Origin of the sequence: Romboutsia ilealis (assembly GCF_900015215.1) — a bacterium.
Taxonomy (GTDB): domain Bacteria; phylum Bacillota; class Clostridia; order Peptostreptococcales; family Peptostreptococcaceae; genus Romboutsia; species Romboutsia ilealis.
This window is the reverse complement of sequence record NZ_LN555523.1, coordinates 2,548,932-2,569,498: the sequence shown is the minus strand read 5'-3', so window position 1 is coordinate 2,569,498 and position 20,567 is coordinate 2,548,932. Positions and strand designations below refer to the sequence as shown.

The 20,567-nt window shown below is 33.2% G+C and carries 37 protein-coding genes; all 37 read right to left on the bottom strand.

All coding sequences use genetic code 11. From position 1 onward, the window contains the following. Positions 1 to 35: 35 nt before the first annotated feature. Positions 36 to 428, bottom strand: a complete 393-nt coding sequence (gene rpsI, locus CRIB_RS12460; RefSeq protein WP_071119011.1) for a 30S ribosomal protein S9 — start codon at positions 426 to 428, stop codon at positions 36 to 38. 27 nt (positions 429 to 455) lie between these two features. Then, a complete protein-coding gene (rplM, locus tag CRIB_RS12455) occupies positions 456 to 887 on the bottom strand; it encodes a 50S ribosomal protein L13 (protein ID WP_092921854.1) in 432 nt (143 codons plus the stop codon). A gap of 119 nt (positions 888 to 1,006) precedes the next feature. Then, positions 1,007 to 1,738 (bottom strand): tRNA pseudouridine(38-40) synthase TruA, encoded by a 732-nt coding sequence (gene truA / locus CRIB_RS12450; protein ID WP_180702559.1) that lies wholly within the window; start codon positions 1,736 to 1,738, stop codon positions 1,007 to 1,009. 11 nt (positions 1,739 to 1,749) lie between these two features. Next, positions 1,750 to 2,547 (bottom strand): energy-coupling factor transporter transmembrane component T family protein, encoded by a 798-nt coding sequence (locus CRIB_RS12445; protein ID WP_180702558.1) that lies wholly within the window; start codon positions 2,545 to 2,547, stop codon positions 1,750 to 1,752. Then, positions 2,541 to 3,407 (bottom strand): energy-coupling factor transporter ATPase, encoded by an 867-nt coding sequence (locus CRIB_RS12440; RefSeq protein WP_180702557.1) that lies wholly within the window; start codon positions 3,405 to 3,407, stop codon positions 2,541 to 2,543. Before CRIB_RS12440 ends, CRIB_RS12445 begins: the two co-directional genes overlap by 7 nt. Then, positions 3,395 to 4,228 (bottom strand): energy-coupling factor transporter ATPase, encoded by an 834-nt coding sequence (locus CRIB_RS12435; protein WP_180702556.1) that lies wholly within the window; start codon positions 4,226 to 4,228, stop codon positions 3,395 to 3,397. Before CRIB_RS12435 ends, CRIB_RS12440 begins: the two co-directional genes overlap by 13 nt. 446 nt (positions 4,229 to 4,674) lie before the next feature. Further along, a complete protein-coding gene (gene rplQ, locus CRIB_RS12430) occupies positions 4,675 to 5,016 on the bottom strand; it encodes a 50S ribosomal protein L17 (RefSeq protein WP_071119017.1) in 342 nt (113 codons plus the stop codon). A gap of 20 nt (positions 5,017 to 5,036) precedes the next feature. Further along, entirely contained in the window at positions 5,037 to 5,984 is a 948-nt protein-coding gene (locus CRIB_RS12425; protein WP_180702555.1) for a DNA-directed RNA polymerase subunit alpha, read from the bottom strand. Positions 5,985 to 6,073: 89 nt separating this feature from the next. Further along, positions 6,074 to 6,697, bottom strand: a complete 624-nt coding sequence (rpsD, locus tag CRIB_RS12420) for a 30S ribosomal protein S4 (RefSeq protein ID WP_180702554.1) — start codon at positions 6,695 to 6,697, stop codon at positions 6,074 to 6,076. Between the two features lie 33 nt (positions 6,698 to 6,730). Then, positions 6,731 to 7,129 carry a 30S ribosomal protein S11 gene (gene rpsK, locus CRIB_RS12415; protein ID WP_026899687.1) on the bottom strand — a complete coding sequence of 133 codons (399 nt, stop codon included), beginning with the start codon at positions 7,127 to 7,129 and terminating at the stop codon, positions 6,731 to 6,733. 22 nt (positions 7,130 to 7,151) lie between these two features. Then, positions 7,152 to 7,523, bottom strand: coding sequence for a 30S ribosomal protein S13 (rpsM, locus tag CRIB_RS12410; protein WP_071119020.1), 372 nt, complete (start codon positions 7,521 to 7,523; stop codon positions 7,152 to 7,154). Positions 7,524 to 7,673: 150 nt separating this feature from the next. Beyond that, a complete protein-coding gene (gene rpmJ / locus CRIB_RS12405; RefSeq protein WP_017753001.1) occupies positions 7,674 to 7,787 on the bottom strand; it encodes a 50S ribosomal protein L36 in 114 nt (37 codons plus the stop codon). Positions 7,788 to 7,821: 34 nt separating this feature from the next. Further along, entirely contained in the window at positions 7,822 to 8,040 is a 219-nt protein-coding gene (infA, locus tag CRIB_RS12400) for a translation initiation factor IF-1 (RefSeq protein WP_092727842.1), read from the bottom strand. 77 nt (positions 8,041 to 8,117) lie between these two features. After that, positions 8,118 to 8,864 (bottom strand): type I methionyl aminopeptidase, encoded by a 747-nt coding sequence (map, locus tag CRIB_RS12395; RefSeq protein WP_180702553.1) that lies wholly within the window; start codon positions 8,862 to 8,864, stop codon positions 8,118 to 8,120. Continuing rightward, positions 8,864 to 9,514, bottom strand: a complete 651-nt coding sequence (locus CRIB_RS12390; RefSeq protein ID WP_180702552.1) for an adenylate kinase — start codon at positions 9,512 to 9,514, stop codon at positions 8,864 to 8,866. Before CRIB_RS12390 ends, map begins: the two co-directional genes overlap by 1 nt. 15 nt (positions 9,515 to 9,529) lie before the next feature. Next, positions 9,530 to 10,798, bottom strand: coding sequence for a preprotein translocase subunit SecY (secY, locus tag CRIB_RS12385; RefSeq protein ID WP_180702551.1), 1,269 nt, complete (start codon positions 10,796 to 10,798; stop codon positions 9,530 to 9,532). A 44-nt stretch (positions 10,799 to 10,842) separates the two neighbouring features. Beyond that, a complete protein-coding gene (gene rplO / locus CRIB_RS12380; RefSeq protein WP_180702550.1) occupies positions 10,843 to 11,286 on the bottom strand; it encodes a 50S ribosomal protein L15 in 444 nt (147 codons plus the stop codon). A 33-nt stretch (positions 11,287 to 11,319) separates the two neighbouring features. Next, positions 11,320 to 11,505, bottom strand: a complete 186-nt coding sequence (gene rpmD, locus CRIB_RS12375; RefSeq protein ID WP_071119026.1) for a 50S ribosomal protein L30 — start codon at positions 11,503 to 11,505, stop codon at positions 11,320 to 11,322. A gap of 14 nt (positions 11,506 to 11,519) precedes the next feature. Continuing rightward, entirely contained in the window at positions 11,520 to 12,029 is a 510-nt protein-coding gene (gene rpsE / locus CRIB_RS12370; RefSeq protein ID WP_180702549.1) for a 30S ribosomal protein S5, read from the bottom strand. Between the two features lie 30 nt (positions 12,030 to 12,059). Beyond that, on the bottom strand, positions 12,060 to 12,428 hold the full coding sequence (gene rplR, locus CRIB_RS12365; RefSeq protein ID WP_180702548.1) for a 50S ribosomal protein L18: 369 nt from the start codon (positions 12,426 to 12,428) through the stop codon (positions 12,060 to 12,062). Between the two features lie 34 nt (positions 12,429 to 12,462). Further along, positions 12,463 to 13,005 (bottom strand): 50S ribosomal protein L6, encoded by a 543-nt coding sequence (gene rplF / locus CRIB_RS12360; RefSeq protein WP_180702547.1) that lies wholly within the window; start codon positions 13,003 to 13,005, stop codon positions 12,463 to 12,465. A gap of 30 nt (positions 13,006 to 13,035) precedes the next feature. Continuing rightward, entirely contained in the window at positions 13,036 to 13,434 is a 399-nt protein-coding gene (rpsH, locus tag CRIB_RS12355) for a 30S ribosomal protein S8 (RefSeq protein ID WP_071119030.1), read from the bottom strand. Positions 13,435 to 13,466: 32 nt separating this feature from the next. Beyond that, positions 13,467 to 13,652: a type Z 30S ribosomal protein S14 gene (locus CRIB_RS12350; protein WP_071119031.1), complete on the bottom strand. Its 186-nt coding sequence runs from the start codon at positions 13,650 to 13,652 to the stop codon at positions 13,467 to 13,469. A 47-nt stretch (positions 13,653 to 13,699) separates the two neighbouring features. Further along, positions 13,700 to 14,242: a 50S ribosomal protein L5 gene (gene rplE, locus CRIB_RS12345; RefSeq protein WP_180702546.1), complete on the bottom strand. Its 543-nt coding sequence runs from the start codon at positions 14,240 to 14,242 to the stop codon at positions 13,700 to 13,702. Between the two features lie 25 nt (positions 14,243 to 14,267). Next, positions 14,268 to 14,573: a 50S ribosomal protein L24 gene (rplX, locus tag CRIB_RS12340; RefSeq protein ID WP_180703729.1), complete on the bottom strand. Its 306-nt coding sequence runs from the start codon at positions 14,571 to 14,573 to the stop codon at positions 14,268 to 14,270. 22 nt (positions 14,574 to 14,595) lie between these two features. Continuing rightward, positions 14,596 to 14,964 carry a 50S ribosomal protein L14 gene (gene rplN, locus CRIB_RS12335; protein ID WP_071119033.1) on the bottom strand — a complete coding sequence of 123 codons (369 nt, stop codon included), beginning with the start codon at positions 14,962 to 14,964 and terminating at the stop codon, positions 14,596 to 14,598. A 26-nt stretch (positions 14,965 to 14,990) separates the two neighbouring features. Further along, positions 14,991 to 15,245, bottom strand: a complete 255-nt coding sequence (gene rpsQ, locus CRIB_RS12330) for a 30S ribosomal protein S17 (RefSeq protein WP_071119034.1) — start codon at positions 15,243 to 15,245, stop codon at positions 14,991 to 14,993. A gap of 22 nt (positions 15,246 to 15,267) precedes the next feature. Further along, positions 15,268 to 15,471 carry a 50S ribosomal protein L29 gene (rpmC, locus tag CRIB_RS12325; RefSeq protein WP_071119035.1) on the bottom strand — a complete coding sequence of 68 codons (204 nt, stop codon included), beginning with the start codon at positions 15,469 to 15,471 and terminating at the stop codon, positions 15,268 to 15,270. A 1-nt stretch (position 15,472) separates the two neighbouring features. Continuing rightward, a complete protein-coding gene (gene rplP, locus CRIB_RS12320; RefSeq protein WP_180702545.1) occupies positions 15,473 to 15,904 on the bottom strand; it encodes a 50S ribosomal protein L16 in 432 nt (143 codons plus the stop codon). 31 nt (positions 15,905 to 15,935) lie between these two features. After that, positions 15,936 to 16,742, bottom strand: a complete 807-nt coding sequence (gene rpsC / locus CRIB_RS12315) for a 30S ribosomal protein S3 (RefSeq protein WP_180702544.1) — start codon at positions 16,740 to 16,742, stop codon at positions 15,936 to 15,938. Positions 16,743 to 16,764: 22 nt separating this feature from the next. After that, complete coding sequence (gene rplV / locus CRIB_RS12310; protein ID WP_071119038.1) at positions 16,765 to 17,100, bottom strand: 50S ribosomal protein L22; 336 nt, start codon at positions 17,098 to 17,100, stop codon at positions 16,765 to 16,767. A gap of 32 nt (positions 17,101 to 17,132) precedes the next feature. Continuing rightward, positions 17,133 to 17,414 carry a 30S ribosomal protein S19 gene (rpsS, locus tag CRIB_RS12305; RefSeq protein WP_180702543.1) on the bottom strand — a complete coding sequence of 94 codons (282 nt, stop codon included), beginning with the start codon at positions 17,412 to 17,414 and terminating at the stop codon, positions 17,133 to 17,135. A 35-nt stretch (positions 17,415 to 17,449) separates the two neighbouring features. Next, complete coding sequence (gene rplB, locus CRIB_RS12300; RefSeq protein ID WP_071119040.1) at positions 17,450 to 18,280, bottom strand: 50S ribosomal protein L2; 831 nt, start codon at positions 18,278 to 18,280, stop codon at positions 17,450 to 17,452. A gap of 32 nt (positions 18,281 to 18,312) precedes the next feature. Beyond that, positions 18,313 to 18,603 carry a 50S ribosomal protein L23 gene (gene rplW, locus CRIB_RS12295; RefSeq protein ID WP_071119041.1) on the bottom strand — a complete coding sequence of 97 codons (291 nt, stop codon included), beginning with the start codon at positions 18,601 to 18,603 and terminating at the stop codon, positions 18,313 to 18,315. Continuing rightward, positions 18,603 to 19,226, bottom strand: a complete 624-nt coding sequence (gene rplD / locus CRIB_RS12290; protein WP_180702542.1) for a 50S ribosomal protein L4 — start codon at positions 19,224 to 19,226, stop codon at positions 18,603 to 18,605. Before rplD ends, rplW begins: the two co-directional genes overlap by 1 nt. 28 nt (positions 19,227 to 19,254) lie before the next feature. Further along, the gene (rplC, locus tag CRIB_RS12285) at positions 19,255 to 19,884 is read right to left on the bottom strand and encodes a 50S ribosomal protein L3 (protein WP_071119043.1); all 630 of its coding nucleotides are present in this window, start codon (positions 19,882 to 19,884) and stop codon (positions 19,255 to 19,257) included. Between the two features lie 90 nt (positions 19,885 to 19,974). After that, a complete protein-coding gene (gene rpsJ / locus CRIB_RS12280; protein ID WP_071119044.1) occupies positions 19,975 to 20,286 on the bottom strand; it encodes a 30S ribosomal protein S10 in 312 nt (103 codons plus the stop codon). Between the last annotated feature and the right edge of the window lie 281 nt (positions 20,287 to 20,567).

Below are 20,567 nucleotides of genomic sequence, written 5' to 3'. Positions count from 1 at the left end.
ATATTCCAAGGTCTTTTGAAAAATACAGTATAAAATTATCTCTTTGAGAATTGTGGAGCTCTTCTTGCTGCCTTTAATCCGTATTTCTTTCTTTCTTTCATTCTAGCATCTCTAGTTAAGAATCCTTCTTTCTTTAAAGCTCCTCTTAACTCTTCATCAGCTTTTAATAAAGCTCTAGATATACCATGTCTTATAGCACCAGCTTGTCCAGTGAATCCTCCACCTTCAACTTTTACTATAACATCGTATTTGTTTTCATTGTTAGTTAAAACTAATGGTTGTTTAACATCTCTTATTAATGTTTCGTAGTTGAAGTATTCTTCAACTGCTCTTCCATTTACTATTATATTTCCTTCACCTGCAACTAATCTAACTCTAGCAACAGAATGCTTTCTTCTTCCAGTTCCGTAATATTGAACGTTAGCCATGATAACTCCTCCTTTCACCCTTAATTATTATTTGAAGTTTAGAACTTCTGGATTTTGAGCTGCATGATCATGATTTGGTCCAGCAAATACTCTTAATCTAGTCATCATTCTACTTCTTAATTTATTCTTGCATAACATACCGCTTACTGCATGAGAAACTACTTCCTCAGGCTTCTTAGCCATCATTTCTCTGTAAGTTATTTCTTTTAATCCACCTACATAACCAGTGTGGTATCTGTACATTTTTTGATCTAATTTCTTTCCTGTTAAAACTACTTTCTCAGCGTTTACAACAACAACGAAGTCCCCTCCGTCAACGTGTGGAGTGAAAGTAACTTTGTGCTTTCCTCTTAATACTGTCGCTATTTCAGTTGCTAAACGACCTAATGTTTTTCCTTCAGCGTCAACGATGTACCATTTTCTTTGTACATCAGCTGGCTTAGCTATATAACTTTTCATAGTTGTCCCTCCTTAACTTTTTTTCATATAAAAATTTTACCGTTTATGTCAAGTCCGGGGCAAGTGGACTTATTAACACACTCTAATTAATTTTAATACATGCCCCCTGGTGTGTCAAGCTAATAATCAACTTTTTTAAGAAATAATCCATGTGCTGGTGCAGTATGACCACACTCACTTCTACTTTTAGATTCCACTATTTCTTTTAAGCTCTTATTTATTCTTCCTCGACCTATATCTACCAGTGTTCCTACTATTATCCTCACCATATTATATAAGAATCCGTTTCCTTCTACTTCCAATACAATAAGATCTTCTTGTTTATTTAATCTTATATCATATATTTCTCTTACTGTATCTTTTACTGACGATCCCGAACTCATAAAACCTTTAAAGTCATGTGTTCCTATTAAATGTTTAGATTCTTTAACCATCTTATCAAAATCAAGTTCATACTTAACATGGTACGATATATCTTTATATATAGGACTCCTATACATACTGTTATGTATTAAGTACCTATATGTTTTTCCTTTTGCATTATATCTAGAATGAAATTTATCATTAACTTCTATACAATCAATTACAGAAATATCCTTTGGCAACTTAGAATTTAATGCATTCGGTATTTTATCAACAGGTATAGCACTTTCTAACTTAAAATTAGCAACTTGCCCTAATGCATGAACTCCCGCATCAGTCCTACCAGATCCTGTAAGCTTAACTTCTTCTCTTGTTATATCATAAATAGCTCGTTCTATTGTACCTTGTATCCCTAATGAATCTGGTTGTTTTTGCCATCCACAATAATTAGAACCGTTATATTGTATTGTAATCTTTAAGTTTCTCATAATATACCTCTTTAGATAAATCTAGTAATTATAATTATAACCAAATATACTACCAGTATACAGCCTGCAATATAATCACTTTTAGTTATAATAGATTGCCTCATTTTAGTTCTATTATAGCCGCCTCTATAGCATCTAGCTTCCATCGCCATTGCAAGCTCTTCCGCTCTTCTAAAAGCACTAACAAATAAAGGCACCAATAAAGGAACTAGATTTTTAGCCCTACTTACAATGTTTTTACTCTCAAAATCAGCTCCTCTTGACATTTGAGCCTTCATTATCTTATCTGTTTCATCTAATAATGTAGGTATAAATCTTAACGCTATTGTCATCATCATAGCTAATTCATGTACTGGTAACCCTATTTTATTAAACGGATTTAATAATCTCTCTATACCATCTGTAAGATCCATAGGAGAAGTTGTCAATGTTAGCATAGAAGTCCCTAACACTAAAAATACTAATCTTAATGCCATAAATACAGCCTGACTAATACCTTGTTCAGTTATTTTCAAGAATCCAAATGACCATATTAGATCTCCTGGAAGGAAAAATACATTTATTACAAATGTAAATATTATAATCCATCTAAGCGGCTTAAGCCCCTTTAATATATATTTCATAGGTATATTAGATAACTTTATTACAACTATCAAAGATATAAATACTATAGCATATGGCCAGAACTTATCTATTACAAATAAGGATGCCATAAAAACAAAAGTAGCTATAAGTTTCATTCTTGCATCTAGCCTATGAATAACAGAATTAGAAGGATAGTGTTGACCTATTGTTATATCTTTTAACATTGTTTTCCTCCTTTTACCGCTTTCAGTATTTCTTCTTTAGCTTCTTCTATTGTTAATATATCTTCTCTTATATTAAATCCTTTTTCTCTTAACTTTATAGCAAGTTCTAAAACTTGAGGTACATCTAAACCTATTTCTTTCAGCCTATCAACATTAGAATTAAATACTTCTCTTGGAGAACCCATAAACTCTATTTTTCCATGATTCATTACTATTATATTTTTAGCTAGCTTAGCCATATCATCCATACTATGAGATGATAATATTATAGTCATATTATTATTTTCATGAAGATTAGTTATAAGCTCAAATATCTCATCCCTACCACCTGGGTCTAACCCTGCTGTAGGCTCATCTAAAATTAAAACTTCAGGGTTCATAGCTATAACACCAGCTATTGCTACTCTTCTTTTTTGACCACCTGATAATTCAAATGGAGATTTATCCTTAAACGACTCATAATCAAGTCCAACAGCTTCCATTGATAGTTTTACCCTATTTTTTATTTCCTCTTCTTCTAGACCTAAATTAGACGGTCCAAAAGCTATATCTTTTTCTATAGTTTCTTCAAATAGTTGGTATTCAGGATATTGAAACACTACACCAACTCTTTTTCTTATTTCAGTTAAATTTAAATCAGGATCTGTTATTTTAAAATCATTTATATATATATCACCTGATGAAGGCTTAAGTATACCATTTAAGTGTTGTATCAGTGTTGATTTTCCTGAACCTGTATGACCTATAAGTCCAACAAAATCTCTATCTTTTATTTCAAAACTAATATTATCCAAGGCTTTACTACTAAAAGGCATTCCCTCATTATATATATGAGTTAAATTTTTTACTACAATTGACATAATTCCATCACCATCTCATCCACAGTTAATATATCATCTCTTATATCTAATCCTTCTAATTTTAATAGATTAGATAATTCTGTCATACAAGGAACATCTAAACCTATATGCTTTAAAGTATCTATTTTACTAAAGACTTCCTTAGGTGTACCTTCTAGTAACTTTTTGCCTTTTTCCATAACTATAACTCTATCTGCATCAACTGCTTCTTCCATAAAGTGTGTTATGTGTAACGTTGTTATATTTTCTTCTTTATTTAGCCTTTTTATAGTTTTCATTACTTCTTTTCTTCCTAATGGATCCAACATAGCTGTACCTTCATCAAATATAATACATTTAGGTTTCATGGCAATTATACCCGCTATCGCCACTCTTTGTTTTTGACCACCTGATAATAAGTGCGGTTGTCTATCTTTTAATTCATACATACCTACACTTTTAAGTGATTCTTCAACCCTTTTTCTGATTTCATTAGGTTCTATCCCCAAATTTTCAGGACCAAAGGCAACATCTTCTTCTACTACAGTTGCAACTATTTGGTTATCTGGATTTTGGAATACCATACCAGCTGTTTGTCTTATATCCCATAACTTTTCTTCTTCTCTTGTATCCATTTTATTTATAAGTATATTACCTTTAGTAGGGAATAATATAGCATTTAAGTTCTTAGATAACGTAGATTTACCAGAACCATTATGACCTATTATAGCTACAAATTCACCCTCTTTTACCTTTAAGTCTAGATTATCTATAGCTTTAAGCGTACTTTCATCTGTAATATACTCAAATGATACATTATTGACTTCTATTATATTTTTCATCAATTTACTCCTTTTCATAAGTAGTATATCTTTTTTAATATTTAAAAATGTTTTACTTAATATTATACCATAATTTAATATGTTTTTTTAACTCTGATAAGTAGAATTTAATATATAAATAGTACATATTATAACATCAAAATACAATTTTCATTTTTTAATAATAAATAATAACTATAATAGAGTTTTTATTGTATGTAGTCTAAATAACAATCAATGAGTATTATATGAATAAAAGATCCTATTAAATAATTTAATTACTCAGTTAGAAAATTTACTTCACTTACGTAGGCAGCAACTTCACCCATCACTCAAAATCTTTTTACTTTAAAAATCAATTTATTAATATTACTTACATTCAAAAATTATTTACACTTTTTAAAGTATTATAATATCTTTAAGCGTAAAAAAAGGATTAAGTTATATAACTTAATCCTTTTTCTATACTATACTAATTCTATAAAAGCCATTTCAGCAGCGTCGCCTCTTCTTGGTCCTTTTTTGATTATTCTAGTATATCCACCGTTTCTCTCTGCATACTTTGGAGCTATATCAGTGAATAAGTTGTTTACTACAGTCTCATCCATAACGTAAGCTAAAACTTGTCTTCTAGCGTGAAGATCTCCTCTTTTAGCAAGAGTTATCATCTTTTCTGCCATTCTACGAGTTTCTTTTGCTCTAGTTACAGTTGTTTCTATTCTTCCGTTTCTTAGTAAATCAGTTACTAAGTTTCTTAACATAAGGTTTCTGTGAGATGTCTCACGTCCTAATTTACGGTAAGTAGCCATACTATATCCCTCCTTCTTGCCTATTCTTCGCTTGGTTTAAGACCTAGTCCAAGTTCTTCTAATTTTTGGATTACTTCTTCTAGAGATTTTTTCCCTAGATTTCTAACCTTCATCATATCATCCTCAGACTTATTAGCTAATTCTTCAACTGTGTTTATTCCCGCTCTCTTTAAACAGTTGTAAGATCTAACAGATAAATCTAATTCTTCTATTGTCATTTCTAGAACTTTTTCTTTTTGGTCTTCTTCTTTTTCTACCATTATCTCAACGTTGCTTACATGCTCAGTTAAGTCTATGAATAGATTTAAGTGTTCAACTAGAACTTTAGCTGCTAGAGATATTCCTTCTTGAGGATTTATACTTCCATTAGTCCAAACTTCTAGTATTAATTTATCATAATCTGACTTTTGACCTACTCTAGTATTTTCAACATGGTAGCTTACTTTTTCAACAGGAGTATATATTGAATCTACAGGTAAAACACCTATAGGCATATGCTCTGTTTTATTTTCTTCAGCAGAAACGTAACCTCTACCTTTGTCTACATGTATTTCCATATTAAACTTAGAATTATCATCTAGCGTAGCTATATGTAAATCTTTGCTTAATACTTCAACGTCAGGAGGACATATTATGTCTGATCCTTTGATAGTGCATGGTCCTTGAGCTTCTATTTTAAGAGTTCTACTACCTTCACCATCTATAGTAGCTGAAAGTTCTTTTAATGCTAATATAATTTCAGTAACATCTTCTTTAACACCTGGTACAGTAGAGAATTCATGAAGAACTCCATCTATTTTTATAGAATTAACTGCAACACCTGGTAAAGATGATAATAATATTCTTCTTAAAGCATTCCCTATAGTTATGCCATATCCTCTTTCAAGAGGTTCTATGACAAACTTTCCATATCTATAGTCTTCGCTAAGTTCTATTATATCTACTTTTGGTTTTTCTATTTCTATCATGGACAAAACCCTCCCTTAAATTTATTAATCCACTGAGGGTAAACAATTTTTCAAAGATAACTTTAAAAGTTATCTTTAAAATATGCTTATTACTTAGAGTAAAGCTCTATTATTAAGTGTTCTGCTATTTCAAGATCTATATCTTCTCTTGTTGGTAAAGCAACAACTTTAGCAGACATTTCTTCTAAGTTAGTTTCTAACCACTTAGGAGCTACCTTTGTATTTGCTTCTACTAAAGCTTTGAATTTAGCAGAAGATTTTGATCTTTCTTTAACTGTTATAACATCACCTGGTTTAACTGTCATAGAAGCTATATCAGCTTTATGTCCATTTAATAAGAAGTGACCGTGTCCAACTAATTGTCTAGCTTCTTTTCTAGATGAAGCTAATCCCATTCTGTAAACAACATTGTCTAATCTTCTTTCTAATAAACTTAATAAGTTAACCCCTGTCATACCAGCCATTTTGTCAGCACGCTCGTATAAGTTTCTGAATTGAGTTTCTAAAACTCCGTATATTCTCTTAACTTTTTGCTTTTCTCTTAATTGTAAACCATAGCCAGAAACTTTCTTTCTTCCTTGTCCATGTTGTCCTGGAGCATAGTTTCTAGTAACTATAGCACATTTATCAGTATAACATCTTTCACCTTTAAGGAATAATTTCATTCCTTCTCTACGGCATTGTCTGCATGATGCACCTGTGTATCTTGCCATGTCTTTACACCTCCTAATTTACTTGTTATATAATTACACTCTTCTTCTCTTTGGTGGTCTACATCCATTGTGAGGAATTGGTGTTACGTCTTTTATCATTGTTACTTCAAGTCCAGTTGCTTGTAAAGCTCTTATTGCAGCTTCTCTTCCTGAACCTGGTCCTTTTACGAATACTTCAACAGTTTTTAATCCGTGCTCCATTGCAGCTTTAGCAGCAGTTTCTGCAGCCATTTGAGAAGCAAATGGAGTAGCTTTTCTTGATCCTTTGAATCCTAATTGTCCTGAAGATGCTGCTGATATAGCATTTCCGTGAACATCAGTTAAAGTTATTATTGTGTTGTTGAAAGTTGATTGTATATGAGCTTGACCACGTTCTATGTTTTTACGTTCTCTTCTTCTTACACGTGTAACTTTCTTTTTTGGTTTAGCCATTATTTTCCCTCCTATCTAATTATTATTTCTTCTTCTTACGAGATACAGTTTTTCTAGGACCTTTTCTAGTTCTAGCGTTAGTCTTAGTTCTTTGTCCTCTTAGTGGAAGACCTTTAGCATGTCTCATACCTCTGTAACATTTTATATCTCTTAATCTCTTTATATTTAAAGCTATCTCTCTTCTTAAGTCACCTTCAACTAAGAAATCATTGTCTATTATCTTTCTTAATTCGTTAACTTGCTCTTCAGATAAGTCTTTTATTCTTACGTTAGGATCTATCTCAGCTTTAGCTAATATTTCGTTAGCAGTTGCTTTCCCTATACCGTATATATAAGTTAAGCCTATTTCCGCTCTTTTTTCTCTAGGTAAATCTACCCCAGCTATTCTTGCCATATTCGCACCTCCTACACTTAATTTTAGTGTTAAAATCTTAATATCATATCAATCTAAATATAGATTTATCTACGATTAAAATCTACCCTTTGTTATTATCACAGTATTATATTATACTATAAATTTCAACAAATTACTAGTAATAATTTCTTATCCTTGCTTTTGCTTATGCTTTGGATTTTCACAGATAACCATTACTTTACCTTTTCTTTTTATAACTTTGCACTTTTCGCACATTGGTTTTACTGATGGTCTTACTTTCATTGTTAATCCCTCCTTAGACTAATATTTAAATAGTCTACTTCTTACGCCAAGTAATTCTTCCTCTTGTAAGGTCATATGGAGAAAGTTCAACGTTCACCTTATCACCTTCAAGAATTCTTATGAAGTTCATTCTTAGCTTTCCAGATAAGTGACATAATACTTCATGTCCATTTTCTAATTTAACTTTAAACATAGCATTAGGTAAGTTTTCAGTAACTGTACCTTCTAATTCTATAACATCTTTTTTGGCCATTAACTAACCAAACCTCCATTTCGATAAGTTAAATCATTGACTTAACTTTGATAGCATATTTCCTATTTATCCAGTCACTATAGACTTGATAATATTATAGGTTCATCATTTGTTATTGCTATCGTATGCTCATAATGAGCTGATTTTTTGCCATCTACAGTGACAATAGTCCAACCATCAGCTAAAGTCTTAACATGATAACGACCAGCGTTTATCATAGGTTCTATAGCTAAGACCATTCCTTCTTTAAGTCTTGGTCCTTTTCCAGCTGGGCCATAGTTAGGTATTTGAGGGTCTTCATGAAGATCAATTCCCACTCCATGCCCGACTAAATCTCTAACAACTGAGAAACCATGTTTCTCAACGTGTGCTTGTATTGCGTGTGAGATATCAGATAATCTATATCCTAGTTTAGCAAATTTTATGCCTTCATAGAAGCTTTCCTTTGCTACTTCTATTAATTTCCTATCTTCTTCAGATATTATACCTACTCCGTGAGTCTTCGCAGAGTCTGAATGATATCCTTTATAATAGGCTCCTACATCTAAACTTACAATGTCACCTTCTTTTAAAATTTTATTTCCTGGTATTCCATGCACTACTTCTTCATTTATAGAAGCACATATAGAACCTGGAAAACCTCCATATCCTTTAAAAGATGGTATAGCATTGTATTTTCTTATATTCTCTTCAGCTATTTTATCTAACTCTAAAGTAGATATTCCCGGAATTATCGCTGACTTTAAGATCTCATGAGTTTCGGCAACTATTTTACCTGCTTCCCTCATGATTTCAATTTCTTTTTGTGATTTTATAATAATCATTATTTCTCACATCCTAGAGCATTAACTATGTCTTCAAATACTTTTTCTATAGATTGTTGACCATTTATATTAGCTATTATACCTTGAGAACTATAATAGTCTACTAATGGTTTTGTTTCATCTAAATATACTTGTATTCTTTTTGATACAGTCTCTTCATTATCATCTGCTCTTTGGTAAAGTTCTCCTTGGCATACATCACATATACCATCTTCTTTAGGAGAATTAAACTCAACATGATACGTAGCTCCGCAAGATTTACATATTCTTCTTCCTACAGCTCTTCCAACTAATATTTCTTTATCAACTTCGATATTAACTACCTTATCTAAAGCTATATTAGTTTCTTTTAAGAACGTATCTAAATGTTGTGCTTGAGATACATTTCTTGGGAAACCATCTAACATAAATCCATTTTTACAGTCATCTTGAGTTATTCTGTCTGTAACTAAACCTACAGTTAACTCATCTGGTACTAATAATCCTTGATCCATGTATTCTTTGGCCTTCTTACCAAGATCTGTTCCTTCTTTTATATTCTTTCTGAATATATCTCCTGTTGATATATGAGGTATTTTGTATTTATCTACAATACCAGCTGCTTGTGTACCTTTACCGGCACCAGGAGGTCCAAGTAATATTATTCTCATATTATCATCTCCAATTTATTTTAAGAATCCCTGATAGGTTCTCATAACTAAATTTGATTCTAACTGTCTCTTAAGCTCTAATGCAACTCCAACAACTATTAGTAATGAGGTACCAACTAATGTTATTTGTATCTTCATAAAGAACATAACAATCGCTGATATCATAACTATAACTGATAGGAATAAAGCTCCAGCTAGAGTTAATCTTGATAATATTCTATTTAAATAATCTATAGTAGGTTTTCCTGGTCTTATACCTGGTATAAATCCACCATTATTTTTCATATTATTTGCTATATCTTCAGTATTAAATGATACTGTAGTATAGAAATAAGAGAAGAATACTATCAACAGAATTTCAAGTGTTCTATATATCCAAACTCCTGGCGATTGCATAGTGCTTAAATATGTTCGAACAAAGTTTTGAGCATCTGCTCCCATGAACATTGCTATAGTTTGAGGAAAAGCTAAAAGCGAACTAGCAAAGATTACTGGAATAACCCCTGATTGATTAACTTTCATTGGTATATGAGAACTTTGTCCTCCATACATTTTTCTTCCAACAACTCTCTTAGCATATTGTACAGGTATTTTTCTAGTAGCTTCTTGTATATATGTAACCGCTGCTATTGTTATAAGTATTACTACTGCTAACACAACTGCTGCCCATATTTTCACATCTCCAGATTTTACTAGACTTACAGTTGATATAATATCTTTTGGTATTCCTGAAATAATACCAATAAATATTATAATCGAGCTTCCATTACCTAATCCTTTTTCAGTAATTTTATCTCCTATCCACATTAAAAGCATACTTGCCGATACTAATGTTAATATAACTGTAATTATAAAGAATGCACTCGTTGATATTAACGCTGACTTAACAATACCTAATGTAATAGCTATTGCTTGTATAAACGCTAATGCTAGTGCTATATATTTTGTGTATTTATTTATCTTTTTCTTACCTTCTTCACCAGACTTTTGAAGTTCTTCTAAACCTTCAAAACCTATAGTTAGAAGTTGTATTATGATAGATGCAGTTATCGCAGGACCTATACCTAAAGCAAATAATGTAAACTGACTGAATGATCCTCCAGTAAACATATTATAAAGGGAAAGAAGACCATTTGAGTCAACCATTCCCTTTATAATACTTGTATCTACTCCAGGAACAGGTATTGTTGCACCTATCCTAAATACTACAATCATCATCAAAGTATATAATATTTTTCTTCTTACATCTTTAAGCTTCCAAGCTTGTTTTAATTGTGACAGCACGTTAACTCACCCCGCCTATAATGGCTAAGAGTTAGCAGATTAGATTAAACTAATTCTGCCTTTCCTCCAGCTTTTTCTATTTTTTCTTGAGCTGAAGCAGTGAACTTAGCAGCTTGAACTGTTATAGCTCTTTCTAAGTTTCCTTCGCCTAAGATTTTAACGCCGTCTTTTTCTATTTTAGATATAGCTCCTGTAGATTTTAATAATTCTGCAGTTACTATAGTTCCATTTTCAAATCTGTTTAATAATTCAACATTAACTTCTGTGAATACTTTCTTATTTGGGTTAGAGAAACCTCTCTTAGGAAGTCTTCTAGCAAGTGGCATCTGACCACCTTCGAATCCAACTCTAACTCCACCACCTGAACGAGACCATTGTCCTTTTTGTCCACGTCCTGCAGTTTTACCTTGTCCAGTTGCAGTACCTCTACCTAATCTTCTCTTAGCTTTTACTGCACCTTTAGCAGGTTTTAACTCATGTAACTTCATGGATTGCACCTCCTTATCGTACTTCTGTTATTATTACTCAGCTATTTCAGTTACTTCAACTAAATGCTTAACTTTTGTTATCATCCCTCTTATTTGGGCATTATCTTCTTTAACAACTACTTGTTCTCTTTTTCTTAATCCTAACGCTTCAACGTTCTTTCTTTGGTTAGGAGTAGTTCCTATTGTACTTCTAACTAATTTTATTTGTAATTTAGCCATCTTTCACTACCTCCTTACCCTAGAAGTTCTTCAACTTTTTTTCCTCTAAGTTTAGCTATATCTTCAACTGTCTTTAGAGAGTTAAGTCCTTCTATTGTAGCATTTACCATGTTTCTTGGGTTGTTAGATCCTAAAGATTTAGCTCTAACGTCTGTTAATCCAGCTAACTCAAGTACAGCTCTAGCAGGTCCACCAGCTATAACCCCTGTACCTTGCTTAGCAGGCATTATTAATATTTTACCAGCACCGAAGTGTCCGTTAACTTCGTGAGGTATTGTTGTACCAACTCTTGGTACATGTATAAGATTCTTCTTAGCATCTTCTACAGCTTTCTTTATTGCGTCTGGTACTTCCATTGCTTTACCAGTACCAACACCAACGTGTCCGTTTTCATCTCCAACTACTACTAACGCTGCAAATCTGAAGTTTCTACCACCTTTTACAACTTTAGTAACACGTCTAACTTCAACAACTGTTTCTTTTAAGTCAAGTTGTCTTGCATCTATCGGCTTACGACGTAACATGTGCATTTCCCTCCTTTGTTTCTTTTATAATTAGAACTTAAGTCCAGCTTCTCTAGCAGCTTCTGCTAAAACTTGAACTCTACCGTGATATAAGTATCCACCTCTGTCAAATACAACTTCAGTGATTCCTTTTTCTATAGCTCTCTTAGCGATCATTGCTCCGACCATTTTAGCTGCTTCTTTGTTTCCACCGTGGTTAACAGCACCTTTTACTTCTGCATCTAAAGAAGATGCAGCTGTAAGAGTAACTCTATTAGCATCATCTATTATTTGAGCATATATATTGTTAGAACTTCTGAATACACATAATCTTGGTCTTTGAGTAGTTCCAGTTATCTTTCTTCTAACTCTTTTGTGTCTTTGAAGTCTGTTAGCATTCTTATCAGCTTTCTTTAACATCAGGCCCACTCCTTTCTAGTGTTTAAGTTTGGTATTATTTCTTACCAGTTTTACCTTCTTTACGTCTTACAACTTCACCAGCGTATCTTATACCTTTACCTTTGTATGGTTCTGGCTTTCTCCAGTCTCTTATCTTAGCAGCGTAGTTTCCTACTAATTGCTTGTCTATACCTTTTACTATTAACTCAGTTTGGTTAGGAACTTCAACTGTTAATCCTTCTGGATCTTCCATCTCTACTGGATGAGAGTATCCTAAGTTCATAACTAATTTCTTTCCTTGCTTTTGAGCTCTGTATCCAACACCAACTAATTCTAATTTCTTTTCGAAACCGTTAGTAACACCTATAACCATATTGTCTAATAAAGTTCTAGTTAATCCGTGTAAAGATCTATGTTGCTTATTGTTTGTAGGTCTTTCAACAGTTATAGTATTTTCTTCTTGCTTTATGCTTATAGCAGCATCAAATTTCTTAGTTAATGTACCTTTTGGTCCTTTTACTGTAACTAAATTTCCTTCAGCTATAGTAACTTCAACTCCTGCAGGCACAGTTATTGGCTTAACACCTATTCTTGACATAGTCGCACCTCCTTACATTGTTCGTTTATATTACCAAACGTAGCAGATTACTTCTCCACCAACATTTTCTTTTCTAGCTTGCTTATCAGTTAATATCCCTTTTGAAGTAGATATTATTGATATACCTAATCCGTTTAATACTCTTGGCACTTCATGCTTGTCAGCATAAACTCTCATACCAGGCTTAGATATTCTCTTAAGTCCTGATATAACTCTTTCGCCAGTTTGTCCGTACTTTAATTGTATTCTTATTATTCCTTGCTTTCCATCTTCTATAACATCGTAACCTCTGATGAAACCTTCTTCTAATAAGATTCTAGATAATTCTTTCTTCATATTAGATGCAGGAACATCAACAGTTTCATGCTTAACAACGTTAGCATTTCTTATACGAGTTAGCATATCCGCTATTGGATCTGTCATTGTCATATTGAAACCCTCCTTCCATTTTGGTCAAGCTTCTACCAGCTTGCTTTTCTTACACCAGGTATTTGACCTTTATAAGCTAATTCTCTGAAGCATATACGGCATATACCGAATTTTCTTAAAACCGAATGTGGTCTACCACATATAGTACATCTAGTGTATTCTCTAGTAGCGTACTTTTGCTTTCTTTGTTGCTTTACAACCATCGCTTTTCTAGCCACTGGAATCCCTCCTTCATAATTAACTTAGAAAATGTCCTTTTCTAAGCTTACTTAGAAAACGGCATTCCTAATAATTTTAATAATTCACGTGCTTCTTCGTCAGTCTTTGCAGTCGTAACGAATATTATATCCATTCCTCTTACTTTGTCTACCTTATCGTATTCTATTTCAGGGAATATTAATTGCTCTTTAACACCTAAAGCATAGTTTCCTCTACCATCGAATGCGTTAGCATTAACTCCTCTGAAGTCTCTAACTCTTGGTAAAGATACAGAAACTAACTTGTCCATAAAGTAGAACATTTTGTCAGCTCTTAATGTAACTTTTGCTCCTATTGGCATTCCTTCTCTTAATTTGAAGTTAGCAACTGATTTTCTAGCTCTAGTTATAACTGGTTTTTGTCCAGATATTATTTCCATTTCTTCTACAGCTTTTTCTAATCCTTTTGGATTTTCTCTAGCATCACCTATACCCATGTTTATAACTATCTTATCTAACTTAGGTATTTCCATAACGTTTTTGTATCCAAATTTCTCCATTAAAGCAGGAGCAACTTCTTTCATGTATTTTTCTTGTAATCTAGAAGCCATTTAAGGTCCCTCCTTTCAAGCTATATTATATTTCTTTTCCGCTCTTAACTGCTACTCTTACTTTTTTTCCATCCTTCATTTCAAATCTAACTCTTGTTCCTTTTCCTGTTTCAGGATCAAGTGGCATTACGTTAGATATGTGTATTGAAGCTTCTTTGTTTACTATTCCACCTTGTGGGTTCATAGCATTTGGCTTTTGGTGCTTAGTTATTACGTTAACTCCTTCAACTACAACTCTGTTAGTTTTAGGCATAACTTTAACAACTGTACCTTTTTTACCTTTATCTTTACCTGCTATAACTACAACAGTATCACCTTTTTTAACACGCATCATGTCCTATTGCACCTCCTTATTATAGTACTTCTGGAGCAAGAGAAACTATTTTCATAAAGTCATTATCTCTTAACTCTCTAGCAACAGGCCCGAATATACGAGTTCCTACTGGAGTTTTGTCGTCTTTTATTATAACAGCTGCGTTTTCATCGAAAGATATATAACTTCCGTCTTTACGTCTTACGCCTTGCTTTGTTCTAACTATAACAGCTTTAACAACTTTACCTTTTTTTACAACTCCACCAGGTGTTGCACTTTTAACAGTAGCAACTATTACGTCGCCTATGTTACCAAATTTTCTTTTACTTCCGCCTAGCACACGTATACATAGTATTTCTTTTGCACCAGAGTTATCAGCAACTCTTAGACGTGTCTCTTGTTGTATCATATCGTAATCCCTCCTTTTCCAAAAAACTACTTAACTTTCTCAACAACTTCAACTAATCTGAATCTCTTATCTTTTGATAAAGGTCTAGTTTCCATTATTTTTACTCTGTCTCCGATTCTACATACATTTTGTTCATCGTGAGCCTTGAACTTTTTAGTTCTCTTAACTGGCTTATTATATAATGGGTGACGTACGAAATCTTCAACTGCAACAACTATAGTTTTATCCATTTTGTCACTTACAACACGGCCTATTCTAACTTTTCTTCTTCCTCTTTCCATGTTTAAAAGCCTCCTTTCCAAATTAAGCTCTAGTTTCGTTTAACTTTCTTTCAGCAAGGACAGTCTTAACTCTAGCTATATCCTTTTTAACGAATTTTATTCTAGCTGTATTTTCTAATTGACCAGTAGCTAATTGGAATCTTAAGCTAAATAATTCACTTTTGAAGTCATTTAACTTGTTCATTAGCTCTTCGCTTGTTAAACTCTTTAATTCTTTAGCTTGCATCCTATTCACCACCCTTTACTTCTAAATCTTCTCTTTTTACAAACTTACATTTAACTGGAAGTTTATGCATTGCAAGTCTCATAGCTTCTCTAGCTTTATCTTCAGAAACACCTGCTAATTCGAACATAACTCTTCCTGGCTTAACTACTGCTACCCAGTATTCTGGAGAACCTTTACCAGCCCCCATACGAGTTTCAGCTGGTTTTCTTGTTACAGGCTTATGAGGGAATATTTTTATCCAAACTTTCCCGCCTCTTTTTATTGATCTTGTCATCGCGATTCTGGCAGCTTCTATTTGGTTAGAAGTTATCCAAGAAGCTTCCATTGCAACTAATCCGAACTCTCCGTAAGTAACTTTATTACCTTTTTGAGCCTTCCCAGCCATGCTTCCTCTGTGAACTCTACGACGTTTTACTCTTTTTGGCATTAACATGAGTATTTCCTCCTTCCTTGAACCTTATTTATTAGTTTCCTTTGTTTTCAGTTCTTTGAGGTCTTGATCCTTGAGGTCTTTGTCCTCTATTGTTTCCTCTATTATCATTTCCTCTTCTGTTGTTTCTTCTGTTATCTCTTCTATCGTTTCTCTTATTATCTCTTCTATCGTTTCTTCTTTCTTCTCTTGGGTTTACACCACTCTTAGTTGGTAAAACTTCTCCGTTGCATATCCAAACTTTTATACCAGTTTTTCCGTAAGTAGTGTTAGCCTCAGCGAAACCATAGTTTATATCAGCTCTTAATGTTTGTAAAGGAACATTTCCTTCGCTGTATCCTTCAGTTCTAGCCATTTCAGCTCCACCTAATCTACCAGAAGCAGATACTTTTATACCTTTAACTCCTGACTTCATAGCTCTTTGTATAGCTTGCTTCATAGCTCTTCTGAATGCAACCCTTCTTTCTATAGCTAACGCTATATTTTCTGCTACTAATTGAGCATCCTTATCAGGGTTTCTTACTTCAACTATGTTAACTATTACAGTTTTCTTAGTCATTTTTTCTAATTCAGCTTTTAATGCGTCTATTCCAGCACCAGCTTTTCCTATAACTACACCTGGCTTAGCAACGTGTAAGTCTAATTTTAATTTGTTAGCTGATCTTTCTATTTCTATCTTAGCAACTCCAGCTGAGTATAATCTTTTCTTTAAGAAATTACGTACATTATGGTCTTCTAATAATAAGTTTCCGAATTCTTTCTTATCAGTTGTGAACCATCTTGAGTCCCAATCTTTTATAACACCGACTCTTAGTCCGTGTGGATTAACCTTTTGACCCATTATTATCCCTCCTATCTATTAATTATTTTCTTTCCTTAAGAACAACCTCTATGTGAGAAGTTCTCTTTCTTATCATTGTTGCTCTACCCATAGCTCTAGGCATGAATCTCTTCATTGTAGGTCCTTGGTTTGCAACTATTGATGCAACGTATAATTTATCAGCATCCATTTCATGATTGTTTTCAGCGTTCGCTTTAGCAGACTTTACAACCTTAGCTATTATTTCAGCCGCTCCTCTTGGAGTGAACTTTAATATTGCTAATGCTTCATCAACATTTTTTCCTCTAACAAGGTCACAGATTTGTCCTGCTTTTCTTGGTGATACACGTACATATTTAGCAGTAGCTTTTGCTTCCATTTGCTATTCCTCCTTCCTTAGTCAGAAATTTATTATTTTCTCTTATTAGATTTTTCGTCGTCCTTGTGTCCTTTAAAAGTTCTTGTAGGAACGAATTCACCTAATTTATGTCCAACCATGTCTTCTGTTATATATACAGGAACATGTCTTCTTCCATCGTGAACAGCTATAGTATGTTCTACCATTTGTGGGAATATAGTTGAAGATCTTGACCAAGTCTTTATAACTTCTCTATTTCCGTTAGCGTTCATTTCTTCTATTTTCTTTAAAAGTCTTGCGTGGACAAAAGGTCCTTTTTTAGTTGATCTTGACATTTAATTTCCTCCTTTCCGGGCAAAAAGTAAATCTATTACTTAGTTCTTCTTGATACTATTAACTTATCAGAAGCTTTATTTTTCTTTCTAGTTTTGTATCCAAGAGCTGGTTTACCCCATGGAGTAACTGGTGAAGGTCTACCTATTGAAGTTCTACCTTCCCCACCACCGTGTGGATGGTCACAAGGGTTCATTACAGATCCTCTAACAGTAGGTCTTATACCCATATGTCTCTTTCTACCAGCTTTACCTATAACAACGTTACCGTGTTCTATGTTACCAACTTGTCCTATAGTAGCTTTACAATCTATAGAAACGAATCTCATTTCTCCTGATGGTAATCTTAATAAAGCTTTCTTTCCTTCTTTAGCCATTAATTGAGCAGAAACCCCAGCAGATCTTACTAATTGAGCTCCTTTTCCTGGCTTTAATTCTATGTTGTGTATTACTGTACCAACTGGCATATCTTTTAACGCCATAGCATTTCCTGGCTTTATGTCAGCTGTTGGTCCTGATAATACTGTAGTTCCAACTTCTAATCCAACTGGAGCTAATATATAAGCTTTTTCACCATCTGCATAGTGTAATAAAGCTATGTTAGCAGTTCTGTTTGGATCGTATTCTATAGTTGCAACCTTTGCAGGTATTCCATCTTTATTTCTCTTGAAATCTATTATTCTGTATTTTCTTCTGTTTCCTCCACCTCTGTGACGAACAGTTATCTTACCTTGTGCATTTCTACCAGAGTTTTTCTTTAAAGAAACTAAAAGAGATTTTTCTGGTTGATTACAAGTTATTTCATCAGAAACTAAAACTGTCATTTGTCTTAAGGCAGGAGAAGTTGGTTTAAACTTTTTTATAGCCATCTGTTTTCCCTCCTTCATTTGTTAAGGGTTAATTACATTCCTTGGAAGAATTCTATTTCTTTGCTATCAGCAGTTAATTTAACTACTGCTTTTTTAAAGCTTGCAGTTCTTCCTTCATGTCTACCCATTCTTTTAACTTTTCCATCGTAGTTTAATGTATTAACTTTTTCTACATTTACTCCGAATATAGCTTCTACAGCTTTCTTTATTTCAGTCTTGTTTGCATCTTTAGCAACAACGAAAGTATATTTCTTGTTAGCCATTTCCATCATACTTTGCTCAGTTACAACTGGCTTTTTTATTATATCATGTGGATTAGTCATTATGCGTACACCTCCTCCACTTTTTTAACAGCGTCTGTTGTTATTATGAATGAATCATACTTTAATATATCGTAAACATTTATAGTGTTAACTGTAGCAGTTGCAACACCTTCTATGTTCTTAGCTGATTTTATTACGTTTTCGTTATTTTCAGCAGTTACTACTAAAGCTTTCTTAGCAGCATTTACGTTCTTTAATATTTGAACGAATTCTTTAGTCTTAGGAGCTTCTATATTTAAAGCATCTAATACTATCATTTCTCCGTTTTGTACTTTAGAAGTTAAAGCGCTCTTCATAGCTAATCTTCTAACTTTCTTTGGTAATGTGTAGTTGTAGCTTCTTGGCTTTGGTGCAAAAGCAACTCCTCCACCTACCCATTGTACTGCTCTTATAGAACCTTGTCTAGCTCTACCAGTTCCTTTTTGTTTCCAAGGCTTTCTTCCGCCACCTCTAACTTCTGCTCTAGTCTTAGCAGATTGAGTACCTTGTCTCTTGTTTGCTAATTGATTTTTAACAACTTCATATAAAACATGTTCATTAACTTCTACGTTGAATATAGAATCTACTAATTCTATTTCTCCAACATTTTGTCCATTAATATTTAATACATTTAATTTTGGCATTGTGCTTCCTCCTTTCTTAGGTTAGTCATTATTTAGAAGACTTAACAGCTTCCTTTATAGTTACCATTGAGCCTTTAGGTCCTGGTATAGCACCTTTAACTAGTATAAGGTTCTTATCAGCATCTACTCTAACAACCTCTAAGTTTTGAACAGTAACTTTAACGCTACCCATGTGTCCTGCTAGTTTTTTGTTTTTGAAAACTCTACCTGGGAAAGAACATGCTCCCATTGAACCTGGTCTTCTGTGGTATCTAGAACCGTGAGATTCAGGACCTCTAGATTGTCCATGTCTCTTTATTGGACCTTGGAATCCCTTACCTTTACTTGTTCCAGTAACATCTATTTTTTCTCCTGCAGCGAATAAGTCAGCTTTTATTTCTTGTCCAACTGTGAATTCTTCTACAGCGTCTACTCTAAACTCTTTTAAGTGTTTCTTTAAAACATTAGCAGCAGCTAAATGTCCTTTTTGTGGTTTGTTTAAAGATTTTTCTTTAGCATCTTCAAAACCTACTTGTATTGCGTTGTATCCGTCTTTCTCAACTGTTTTAACTTGAGTTACAACGTTTGGTCCTGCCTCAACAACTGTTACAGGTACTACTATACCTTCTTCAGTGAATATTTGAGTCATACCTAATTTTTTTCCTAATATTCCTTTCATATTAGCACCTCCTATAATCTTACAGCGGATTATAATTTTTATAATCATACTAAGATAATTTCCTTATAGGATAATAATCTTAGGTTGCTATTATAACTTTATTTCTATATCAACACCAGCTGGTAAGTCTAATCTCATTAATGAGTCAACAGTCTTAGGTGTTGGGTTAGCTATGTCTATTAATCTCTTATGAGTTCTTATTTCGAACTGCTCTCTAGAGTCTTTGTACTTGTGTACAGCTCTTAGTATAGTTACTATTTGCTTTTCTGTTGGTAGTGGCACAGGTCCTGAAACTTGTGATCCAGCTTTCTTAGCAGTTTCAACTATTTTAGCAGCTGAAAAATCTAATAATTTGTGATCATATGATTTTAATCTTATTCTTATTTTTTCATTTTGAGCCATTTTAATTTCCCTCCTTTATCGCACGTTTAATCTTTAAGTTACGCGCGACTTATGCCGATACACTGCTCCGGGTGTGTTGCGTTTTTAGAATCGACAATAGGTCGCTACTAACTAAGATTTAGTTTATTTTCGTATCTCTCAAGCACACTATTATATTTTACATTATTTTTTTTATTTTTTCAAGTTTTTTTTAAAATTTCACAAATCTTATTTTTTATGTAAAACCTGACTTAAACTTGATTTATTTCCTCTAACAAAGCACTCACTTAGTATATAAAATT

Coding starts and splice junctions, on each gene's coding strand:
- rpsI (WP_071119011.1), bottom strand. CDS start 428: ATGGCTAACGTTCAATATTACGGAACTGGAAGAAGAAAGCATTCTGTT.
- rplM (WP_092921854.1), bottom strand. CDS start 887: ATGAAAAGTTATATAGCTAAGCCAGCTGATGTACAAAGAAAATGGTAC.
- truA (WP_180702559.1), bottom strand. CDS start 1,738: ATGAGAAACTTAAAGATTACAATACAATATAACGGTTCTAATTATTGT.
- CRIB_RS12445 (WP_180702558.1), bottom strand. CDS start 2,547: ATGTTAAAAGATATAACAATAGGTCAACACTATCCTTCTAATTCTGTT.
- CRIB_RS12440 (WP_180702557.1), bottom strand. CDS start 3,407: ATGTCAATTGTAGTAAAAAATTTAACTCATATATATAATGAGGGAATG.
- CRIB_RS12435 (WP_180702556.1), bottom strand. CDS start 4,228: ATGAAAAATATAATAGAAGTCAATAATGTATCATTTGAGTATATTACA.
- rplQ (WP_071119017.1), bottom strand. CDS start 5,016: ATGGCTACTTACCGTAAATTAGGACGTGAGACATCTCACAGAAACCTT.
- CRIB_RS12425 (WP_180702555.1), bottom strand. CDS start 5,984: ATGATAGAAATAGAAAAACCAAAAGTAGATATAATAGAACTTAGCGAA.
- rpsD (WP_180702554.1), bottom strand. CDS start 6,697: ATGGCAAGATACACAGGTGCATCATGCAGACAATGCCGTAGAGAAGGA.
- rpsK (WP_026899687.1), bottom strand. CDS start 7,129: ATGGCTAAACCAAAAAAGAAAGTTACACGTGTAAGAAGAAGAGAACGT.
- rpsM (WP_071119020.1), bottom strand. CDS start 7,523: ATGGCAAGAATAGCTGGGGTAGATTTACCTAGAGAAAAAAGAGCGGAA.
- rpmJ (WP_017753001.1), bottom strand. CDS start 7,787: ATGAAAGTAAGACCATCAGTAAAACCAATGTGCGAAAAGTGCAAAGTT.
- infA (WP_092727842.1), bottom strand. CDS start 8,040: ATGGCCAAAAAAGATGTTATAGAATTAGAAGGTACAGTTACTGAAAAC.
- map (WP_180702553.1), bottom strand. CDS start 8,864: ATGATTATTATAAAATCACAAAAAGAAATTGAAATCATGAGGGAAGCA.
- CRIB_RS12390 (WP_180702552.1), bottom strand. CDS start 9,514: ATGAGAATAATATTACTTGGACCTCCTGGTGCCGGTAAAGGTACACAA.
- rplO (WP_180702550.1), bottom strand. CDS start 11,286: ATGAAGTTACATGAGTTAAAACCTGCTAAAGGTGCAGTAAAAGCTAAG.
- rpmD (WP_071119026.1), bottom strand. CDS start 11,505: ATGGCTAAATTACAAATAAAATTAGTTAGAAGTACAATAGGAACTACT.
- rpsE (WP_180702549.1), bottom strand. CDS start 12,029: ATGTTACGTCGTAAGCCGATAGATGCAAGACAACTTGACTTAAAAGAA.
- rplR (WP_180702548.1), bottom strand. CDS start 12,428: ATGTTAAAGAAAGCTGATAAGAATGCTAACAGACTTCAAAGACACAAA.
- rplF (WP_180702547.1), bottom strand. CDS start 13,005: ATGTCAAGAATAGGTGTTAAGCCAATAACTGTGCCTGCAGGAGTTGAA.
- rpsH (WP_071119030.1), bottom strand. CDS start 13,434: ATGACAATGACAGATCCAATAGCGGATATGCTAACTCGTATAAGAAAT.
- rplE (WP_180702546.1), bottom strand. CDS start 14,242: ATGGCTTCTAGATTACAAGAAAAATACATGAAAGAAGTTGCTCCTGCT.
- rplX (WP_180703729.1), bottom strand. CDS start 14,573: ATGCGTGTTAAAAAAGGTGATACTGTTGTAGTTATAGCAGGTAAAGAT.
- rplN (WP_071119033.1), bottom strand. CDS start 14,964: ATGATACAACAAGAGACACGTCTAAGAGTTGCTGATAACTCTGGTGCA.
- rpsQ (WP_071119034.1), bottom strand. CDS start 15,245: ATGGAAAGAGGAAGAAGAAAAGTTAGAATAGGCCGTGTTGTAAGTGAC.
- rpmC (WP_071119035.1), bottom strand. CDS start 15,471: ATGCAAGCTAAAGAATTAAAGAGTTTAACAAGCGAAGAGCTAATGAAC.
- rplP (WP_180702545.1), bottom strand. CDS start 15,904: ATGTTAATGCCAAAAAGAGTAAAACGTCGTAGAGTTCACAGAGGAAGC.
- rpsC (WP_180702544.1), bottom strand. CDS start 16,742: ATGGGTCAAAAGGTTAATCCACACGGACTAAGAGTCGGTGTTATAAAA.
- rplV (WP_071119038.1), bottom strand. CDS start 17,100: ATGGAAGCAAAAGCTACTGCTAAATATGTACGTGTATCACCAAGAAAA.
- rpsS (WP_180702543.1), bottom strand. CDS start 17,414: ATGTCAAGATCAACTAAAAAAGGACCTTTTGTCCACGCAAGACTTTTA.
- rplB (WP_071119040.1), bottom strand. CDS start 18,280: ATGGCTATAAAAAAGTTTAAACCAACTTCTCCTGCCTTAAGACAAATG.
- rplW (WP_071119041.1), bottom strand. CDS start 18,603: ATGACTAATCCACATGATATAATAAAAAAGCCAGTTGTAACTGAGCAA.
- rplD (WP_180702542.1), bottom strand. CDS start 19,226: ATGCCAAAATTAAATGTATTAAATATTAATGGACAAAATGTTGGAGAA.
- rplC (WP_071119043.1), bottom strand. CDS start 19,884: ATGAAAGGAATATTAGGAAAAAAATTAGGTATGACTCAAATATTCACT.
- rpsJ (WP_071119044.1), bottom strand. CDS start 20,286: ATGGCTCAAAATGAAAAAATAAGAATAAGATTAAAATCATATGATCAC.